The sequence below is a fragment of the Moorena sp. SIO2C4 genome (genome assembly GCF_010672485.1).
GTDB lineage: Bacteria > Cyanobacteriota > Cyanobacteriia > Cyanobacteriales > Coleofasciculaceae > Moorena > Moorena producens.
Map to the genome: position 1 here is coordinate 1 of NZ_JAAHGN010000227.1, position 8498 is coordinate 8498.

8 protein-coding genes and 2 pseudogenes are annotated in these 8498 nt (G+C 44.6%); 9 read left to right on the forward strand and 1 reads right to left on the reverse strand.

The genetic code is table 11. From position 1 onward, the window contains the following. The 4 genes from F6K20_RS14140 to F6K20_RS14155 all read left to right on the forward strand — a co-directional run. The coding region (locus F6K20_RS14140) for a sulfatase-like hydrolase/transferase (protein WP_287295044.1) at window positions 1-1297 on the forward strand (1297 nt) is incomplete at its 5' end. Window positions 1298-1480: 183 nt separating this feature from the next. Continuing rightward, the gene (locus F6K20_RS14145) at window positions 1481-3160 is read left to right on the forward strand and encodes an arylsulfatase (RefSeq protein WP_287264644.1); all 1680 of its coding nucleotides are present in this window, start codon (window positions 1481-1483) and stop codon (window positions 3158-3160) included. A gap of 345 nt (window positions 3161-3505) precedes the next feature. Continuing rightward, window positions 3506-3664: an element excision factor XisH family protein gene (locus tag F6K20_RS14150; RefSeq protein WP_287264643.1), complete on the forward strand. Its 159-nt coding sequence runs from the start codon at window positions 3506-3508 to the stop codon at window positions 3662-3664. Further along, window positions 3652-3993, forward strand: a complete 342-nt coding sequence (locus F6K20_RS14155) for a XisI protein (RefSeq protein ID WP_287264641.1) — start codon at window positions 3652-3654, stop codon at window positions 3991-3993. The genes F6K20_RS14150 and F6K20_RS14155 overlap by 13 nt, the downstream gene beginning before the upstream one ends. Window positions 3994-4037: 44 nt before the next feature. Here F6K20_RS14155 and F6K20_RS14160 read toward each other — a convergent pair whose 3' ends face one another. After that, window positions 4038-4301 carry a hypothetical protein gene (locus F6K20_RS14160; RefSeq protein WP_287264639.1) on the reverse strand — a complete coding sequence of 88 codons (264 nt, stop codon included), beginning with the start codon at window positions 4299-4301 and terminating at the stop codon, window positions 4038-4040. A gap of 1 nt (window position 4302) precedes the next feature. Between F6K20_RS14160 and F6K20_RS14165 the strand changes: the two genes are divergently transcribed. The 5 genes and pseudogenes from F6K20_RS14165 to F6K20_RS14185 all read left to right on the forward strand — a co-directional run. Then, window positions 4303-5148, forward strand: coding sequence for a formylglycine-generating enzyme family protein (locus tag F6K20_RS14165; protein ID WP_287264637.1), 846 nt, complete (start codon window positions 4303-4305; stop codon window positions 5146-5148). A 150-nt stretch (window positions 5149-5298) separates the two neighbouring features. After that, window positions 5299-5443, forward strand: a pseudogene (locus tag F6K20_RS14170) (ISNCY-like element ISAtsp9 family transposase); the annotation flags it as partial. Between the two features lie 94 nt (window positions 5444-5537). Then, a pseudogene (locus F6K20_RS14175) lies at window positions 5538-6603 on the forward strand (IS4 family transposase). 249 nt (window positions 6604-6852) lie between these two features. Further along, complete coding sequence (gene ectB / locus F6K20_RS14180; protein WP_287248141.1) at window positions 6853-8115, forward strand: diaminobutyrate--2-oxoglutarate transaminase; 1263 nt, start codon at window positions 6853-6855, stop codon at window positions 8113-8115. Continuing rightward, a partial coding sequence (locus F6K20_RS14185; RefSeq protein ID WP_287295046.1) for an ectoine synthase occupies window positions 8112-8498 on the forward strand: 387 nt, incomplete at its 3' end. The genes ectB and F6K20_RS14185, both read left to right, overlap by 4 nt.

Below are 8498 nucleotides of genomic sequence, written 5' to 3' on the forward strand. Positions count from 1 at the left end.
TCGAGGTTGGCCTTCAGCGTATCGATCATCACGTTGCCCACGAGGTGCACGCGCGACGCATCGATCACTTTCTTATAAAGTAGATGAACTAGATGAAGATGATCCTGACTTTGAAGGCCCTGTGGGTCACCAAGTGATTTGCAACACAGGAGCACTGAGTAGTGCTCGGATGCCTACGGTAGATGAGGAGTTTCAAGGTGCAGCCGAAGCCTTTATGGAAAAGGCAGTCGATAATAAGAAGCCCTTCTTCGTGTGGTTGAACCCCAGTCGGATGCATGTATATACCCATTTGAAGCTTGAATCCCAAGGCGTCACCGGTCAAGGGCTCTTTGCTGATGGTATGGTAGAAAACGATAATATGGTGGGCGAGCTGCTCGACGAACTTGATGAGTTGGGTGTTGCGGACAACACGATCGTTATCTACACCGCAGATAATGGAGCGCAATTCTATAAGTGGCCTGATGGTGGGATGATTCCATTCCATGGGGAAAAGAATACTAACTGGGAAGGTGGTTTCCGGGTTCCCTTTTTGGTGCGCTGGCCTGCCCGTTGGAAAGGTGGTGTCGTGTCCAACGATATCATTTCCATGTTGGATTGGTTACCAACTCTAGCTTCGGCAACTGGAATTGAAGACCTTCAAGATATTAAGACTGAATTGCTCAACCCTTGTCTTGAAGAAGATCCTCCAACGGAGGTTACCTGCGATGGGACTGAACTCCCCGTGGTTTATGAAGCCAACGATCGGGATTTCCACCCGTTGCACCTAGATGGGTACAACTTCTTACCTCGCCTGGATTACCTTGACAATATCAACCGCCTTAAATTACTTCTACGAAACCTAAAAATTACTAAGTTGCCAGTAGAAAGACTCTGTGATGAAGAAACCCGTGTAGAAGCACTCTGTGAACTCCATGTAGAAGCACCCCGTCACGAGATGTTCTATCTCACGGACGATGCTTATCCCTCAGCTTTGCGCTATGACGATTGGAAACTGATCTTTACCGAGCAACGGGAAAAAGGTGCCAAGGTCTGGTCTGAGCCTTTTATTAAATTGAGGATACCTATTGTCCTTAACCTGCGTCGCGATCCTTTTGAGCGTGCGCCAGAAGAATCATCATACTATGACATTTGGAAGACCAATCATGCGTTCGTCATTCCACCAAGCCAATATTACGTTGCTCAATTCCTGGACACGTTTCGGGACTATCCTCCCCGTCAGGTTCCAGCTTCCTTTACCATTGATGGGCAATTGCAAGATCTGTTAGACGATCTTGAGAAGATGAGACTTGACGACTAAAGTGACCCCATGAAAGGGTTGGGGTGAGCAGTGCCCAACCCTGCACCTAAAAACTGAAATTTTGGGAGAAGAGACGATCGCCCTGCCACAGCTTTTCCATAGTTGGCTAATCATAGCTTGTCGTTTCTGCTCCACCCTCTAATAATCACGTTGAACTGTATTCATAAAGGAGTTTCTTAATTTATGCAACGAATCATGAAATCAGGCATTGCGATCGTAATGTCTATGATGCTTTTCCTCTCAGGAATGCTACCTTGGCTCCCAACAGCCCCAGCTTTTGCCAACGAAACCACGACCAAACCCAATATCATTGTGATCATGGGCGATGATATCGGCTGGTTTAACATTAGTGCCTATAACCTAGGCATGATGGGTTACGAAACACCCAATATTGACAGTATTGCCGATGATGGCATACTTTTCACTGACTTCTACGGTGAACAGAGTTGTACTGCTGGTCGTGCTGCCTTTATTACAGGTCAGAGTCCTGCACGCACAGGTTTAACCAAGATTGGATTACCTGGTGCGAAAGAAGGATTACAGCTAGAAGACCCAACCTTGGCAGAACTACTGAAGCCATTGGGCTACAAAACTGCTCAATTCGGTAAAAATCATTTGGGTGACTTAGATATGTTTCTACCCACTGCTCATGGTTTCGATGAGTTCTTTGGGAACCTCTATCACCTTAATGCGGAGGAGGAACCAGAGAACGAAGACTATCCAGAGTTAGGTAAATATCCTCTTTTTGACCTGTTTCGTCCACGGGGTGTCCTTCACAGCTACGCAGACAATACTAAACAATGTCCAGCTGGAGCAGAGGATGTCACAGACGAAGAGAGTCTTGGTCAAAGGGTTTGTGATACTGGTCCTCTGACTCAAAAGCGGATGGAAACCATAGATGAGGAGGTTCTTGACCGTACCCTTGCATATCTAGATGAGGTTGTTCAGCCAGACGCAAACGGAAATACAGATCCATTCTTTGTCTGGTTTAACAGCACCCGCAACCACATTTTCACCCACCTGAAGGACGAAGTGAAAGGCGTTACCGGACAAGGTGTCTACGCTGACGGTTTGGTGGAACACGATGGTCATGTTGGTCAACTTCTCAATAAGCTAGACGAACTCGGAATTGCTGACAACACTATTGTTATCTATACTACTGACAACGGTGCTGAGGTATTTTCTTGGCCTGATGGTGCTACCATTCCTTTCCGCAGTGAAAAGAACTCCACTTGGGAAGGAGGTTTCCGAGTTCCTGCAATGATCAAGTGGCCTGGTCATATTCCCAGTGGTGTAGTTTCCCACGATATTATCTCTCATCAAGATATGTTGCCAACGCTGATGGCTGCAGTTGGTGTGGACGATATCAAAGAGCAGCTTCTTACTGGCTATACTGCTGGCGATACAACTTACAATGTTCACATTGACGGCTATAACTTCTTGCCTTATCTAACTTCTCTAGGAGGCCCAGACTCAGAGGTAGCAACTCCTCGTGAAGAGTTCTTCTATCTGACCGACGGCGGTTTTCCATCCGCACTCCGGTTTGAAGACTGGAAACTGGTGTTTAGTGAAATGCAGGGTGAAGGGTTTGATGTTTGGTTTGACCCCTACGTAAATTTAAGGGGTCCTCGGATCATTAACTTACGTCGCGATCCATTTGAGAAAGCAACCTATGAGTCAAGCTACTACGATGACTGGCTAATTCGCCGAAGCTTCTTGATCGGTCCAGCAATTGGATATTTAGGCCAATTCCTCGAGACCTTTAAAGCCTATCCACCTCGGCAATTACCTGGCTCTTTTGGTATCGATAAGATGGTGAGCGATCTAATGGAGGAGCTGGAACATCCTGCATCGAACAATTAATTCAATTGTTACCGATTTGTCTCAATTTATAATAAGGGGAAGTTCATTCTTTCCCCTTTTTTTTAACATAATTAGGGCTTGCTGCATGAGTGTGTAAGCCATGCCAGACAACGGTCTCAATCATTTTTGGTTTCCCAAGTGCAAGGAAATGCTATCTAATCGGCTCAAAAACCTTGTACCGACCTGGGAAATTCCGTAAAACCTAACACCTAAAACCTTACCTACCACCTACCACCTATTCAAACCAGAAAATTACGACTTATTCTCCCAAACCCTAATTACCATGAATTATTCCTGGTTTTCCCATTTAATACGTCAACTTTCTCTAATTTGTTAGCATTACAAATGAGCGAATCAGATAGAATACTTGATCTGGGAGTTACTGTTGATACCTTTGAATCATTCTTCCAAGAAAAATTTTCCCAAGAAGCAGTAAAGGTTTATCAAGTAAAATTGCTAATATACAATCCTGTTGAGGAGATAATAACCGAATGGAAAAATTAGACAAGTACCGATTAATAATTCGCCAACTATTAACTAATCATGCCAGGTTAGAAGCCAATAATTCAGATTCAGAGATTGAAGGTCAACTTATTTTTGACACAGAACATGACCATTATCAACTTCTAGATATCGGCTGGGATGGACTCAAACGAGTTTATCACTGTTTTATCCATTTAGATATCAAAGATGGTAGAATCTGGATTCAGCGAAATATGACAGAAGCTGATTTGGCACAAGATTTGGTGGAAATGGGTATACCAAAAGAAGATATTATTCTCGGTTTACATCCCAGTTATAAACGTCCTTACACAGGCTATGGAGTGGCTTAGTGATATTCACCTTATGGGCTATGGGCACGCTACTTGAGGTGCCATTAGCTTTTGGCCAACGGCTGATAGCTGAACTGACCGCTGACCGCTGACCGCTGACCGCTGTTCGCGTAGGGCATATGCTTACATACTAATCGCTTTTCTAGTTCAACAATGAAGACTCCTTGGTTAAAATTACTTTTCTTCAAACTTTTCATCGGTTTCCTGACAGTATGCCTAGTCTTTGGCACTCCCACACCAGTCAAGGCATCTCCCACGGTAAATAGCTGCCCTGAAGGTATGACCTTCATTCCTGGGGGCACTTTCAAGATGGGTTCCGACGTTTACTACCCTTCTGAGCGCTCTGCGGAAGATGTTACCGTTGAGAGCTTCTGCATCGATAAATACGAAGTGACTAATGCGGAATTTGCCAAATTTGTCAAGGAAACTGGTTATATTACAGTAGCAGAGCGTCCCCTCTCCTCGGAACAGTTTCCCAACTTAACAGAGGAGCAACGGGCACCTGGTTCCCTAGTCTTTCAGATGCCGGACAATGGTGTTAGACCAGTCGGTTACCTGAGCTGGTGGAAGTGGACTCCTGGGGCTGACTGGCGACATCCCTTTGGTCCAAAGAGCAACATTAAAGGGAAAAAGAACTATCCCGTGGTCCATGTTGCCTATGAAGACGTTCAAGCCTATGCTAAGTGGGCAGGGAAGTCAGTACCCACAGAAGCCCAATGGGAATATGCTGCTCACGGTGGACTGGATGATGCTACCTACAGCTGGGGTGAGCAATACTCAGCCCAGAAGGCTAATACCTGGCAGGGATTCTTCCCCTTTTTCAACACCAAAGCTGATGGTCACACCGGCACTGCACCTGTAGGTTCTTTTGAACCAAATGGTTATGGTTTGTATGACATAACTGGTAATGTCTGGGAGTGGACCTCAGATTGGTATAGCATCGGTCACGATGGCAAATCCCACAGTCTTAATCCTACAGGACCTAATCAAAAAGAAAGCTTCGACCCCAGAGAACCGGGTGTTGCTAAACATGTCATTAAAGGCGGGTCTTACCTGTGTGCTCCTAATTATTGTAGTCGCTATCGTCCTGCTGCTCGGGAGTCTCAATCACCCGATACAGGAACCACTCACATTGGATTTCGTTTAATTATATAATTTCCAGTTGAGATGACTAGGACAGCAATTCTCATTTTGGGAAATAGGTGTTCCAATTGTGGGAATGCGGATAGTGTATTAATATCTAGATCACTTTTAGATTACTACTGAGAGTTGAAGCGAGCAAAACCACCAGGGTTGTTTGACACAATAGTCAGTTATTTTCGCTCCTGTCTGAAATCTCTGCCAGACTTGCGAACGGGCAAAAACACTCGCTATACAATGGAAGATGCCGCCCAAGCGTGCCTTTGGTGTGTTCTTCACCCAAACTCCATCATTCCTAGCTTACCAGCGCCAGGATGAAAAAACCTAAGTACAGGACAAAAACTTGAAAAGATAGAGAGGAAAAGGGTTTCATGGAAATAATCACAATTTTCGACGAAACCCCTATGAACCAGGTTAACTTGCTGGTGCAAACATTAAAACCTGATCTGAAATGGCATGGAGCGCGACTCAGTTTCCTGGCTTTGTTTCTGATTGCTCTTTTTCGGGTCAAAACTGTAAACTTTGCGGAACTAGCCACCGGGTTTATGGGTACAGCAAAAACAGCATCGAACTACAAACGGCTACAAAGATTCTTCCGAGACTTTGAGCTAGACTACTATGGTCTAGCTCAACTAGTCGTCTCAATAATGGCAATCCCTGAGCCTTGGGTTTTAAGCCCTTACCGCACCCAGTGGCAATTTGGTCACCAAACCTTCAATATTTTCACCTTGGGTATTGTTCCGGCGCGGAGTAGCCTTTCCCATGTTGTGGTGGATGCTTGACAAGAAAGGAAACTCCCACACCGCTGAACGTATAGACTTGTGTGAGGAGTTTATTGAACTGTTTTGTGAACACCAAATTGCTTATGTTGCTGCTGACCGAGAATTTGTGGGACAACAGTGGCTAGATTATTGGCTTTCACAACCCATGATGCCCTTCAGGGTTCGTATTCGTCATAGCGTACGCTTGGGAGATGGTCACACTACCTTCCCAGCTCGTGTGGTGTTTGCCCATCTTCAGATTGGTCAATCTCAAAGACTCTTGAGCACTCGCCTTTTGTGGGGTCATTGGGTGGATGTGGAGGCTCTTCGTCTCGAAGATAATTCTTTAGTGGTGGTGGTAGCTCCTCCAAAAAGCCCTCCGAATCTACTCAATGATTACGCTCACCGCTGGGGTATCGAAACTTTGTTTGGCATTTTTAAGAGTCGTGGTTTCAACCTCGAAGATACCCATTTACAAGATCCTGAGCGTTTGAGTCGCTTGTTTGCTTTGCTCACTATTGCTTTGTGTTGGGCTTTTCGCACTGGTCAATGGCTATGTCAATTCCAACCGATTGTCATCAAAAACCATGGACGTAAAGCTAAGAGTCTTTTTCGCCATGGGTTTGATTACCTTCGCCGTCTGTTTCTTAATTTAGCTCAGTTTGATGGTGAGTTTCGTTACTCTCTTCGATTTTTGTCCTGTACTTAGTGAAAAAACTATTAAACCCAATATATTTGGTTGTTTTGAACCATATTGCTGGAGCATTATTAATCTTTTTGGGTCTATTTTTTTCGGTGTTGGGATTCGCAAAGATCTGGCTTTTTCCTCACAGCACCTTACAATTTATGGGCTATAATTCGTAATCAGCTCGATCAAGTTTATCTTGTATGGTGGCTTGAACTATGAAACCAATTCACTACAGGCGTTTAATGAAAATGATATATACTTAGTCATAGTATGAGTATTTTTGAAAAACTCGAATCCAATGTACGCATTTACAGCAGATCGTTCCCCGCAGTCTTTGAAAAGGCGAAGAATGCTTTGCTTTACAGTGAAGAAGGCAAAAGATACATTGATTTTTTTGCAGGCGCTGGGAGCCTAAACTACGGACATAATCCCCCGGAAGTAAGTGCGGCCTTAATTGCTTACTTGCAAGAGGATGGCATCCTTCTGAGCTTGGACAAAGAGACCCGCGCTAAAAAAGAGTTTCTCGAACAATTTTCAGATTTAATTCTGACTCCTCGGAATCTTGAATACAGAGTGCAGTTCACTGGTCCCACAGGGACGAACGCAATCGAGGCTGCTCTAAAACTCAGTCGAACCGTAAAAAAACGGCGCGGCATTATCGCATTTACCAACGGATTCCACGGCCTTACTCAGGGCGCACTGAGTGTTACAAGCAACTCATACTATCGGAATAATTTCTCTTTACAGGATGCCTACGTGAGCTTCATGCCCTATGACAGCTATTTTGGTCCTGAGCATAATACAGCCTCTTTCTTAAGAAGAATGCTTGAGGATCCAAGCAGTGGCATTGATATACCTGCAGCCATCATCCTGGAAGCAATACAGGCCGAGGGTGGAGTTAATGTTGCCAGCAGGGATTGGCTGGAAGAGATTCAACAGATCTGCATAGACTTTGACATTCTGCTGATCATAGATGATATCCAAGTGGGTAACGGCAGAAGCGGCTCATTTTTCAGTTTTGAAGATGCTGGAATCAGCCCAGATATTGTAGTGATGGCAAAATCGATCGGTGGTGGACTTCCCATGTCTTTGGTGCTCATCAAGCCGGAACATGACCAGTGGAAACCGGGAGAGCATACAGGAACGTTTCGGGGTAACAACCTGGCTTTTGTTGCATCGATATCCTTGTTGAATTATTGGAAAGATGACGGTTTAAAAGATGCGGTAATCAGAAAAAGCCAGGTTGTACAAGATAGGCTGCAAAATATAGCCAACCAATACAAAGAGATGAACATGGAAGTTCGAGGGAAGGGATTAATCCAGGGCTTGAAAATTCCTGAAGAGGGTTTTGGCCGCAAAGTATCCAGAAACGCATTTAAACAGGGGTTGATTATTGAGACTGCCGGACCGTACAATGAGGTTCTAAAATTGCTTCCGCCTTTAACCATTGAAGATGAGTTGCTCCTTGAAGGTCTCGATATTATTGAAAAATCAGTTAAGCAATCGTTTGAATCACAAGAGGATCAAGCATGATCTTACGTCGTTTGCAAGAGATTATCGGAACCGAACATGAGGTATTTGCTGAGAATAAAAACTGGGTGAGTCGGCAGTTACTCTTGAAAGAGGATCAAATGGGATTCTCTCTTCATGACACCATTATATTTGCCAAGACAGAAACACCTATCTGGTCTAAAAATCATGTGGAGGCGTTGTATTGTGTGGAAGGTGAAGGTGAAATAGAAGTTATTGAGAGTGGAAATATTTATAAACTCACCCCCGGTACTCTGTATGCTCTGAATCTACATGAGGAGCATTACCTCAGGGCCAGCAAGGATATGCGGATCATATGCGTGTTTAATCCTCCCCTTAGTAGTCCAGAAGTGCATCTCCCGAACGGCCTGGTAGGAGCCGTTCGA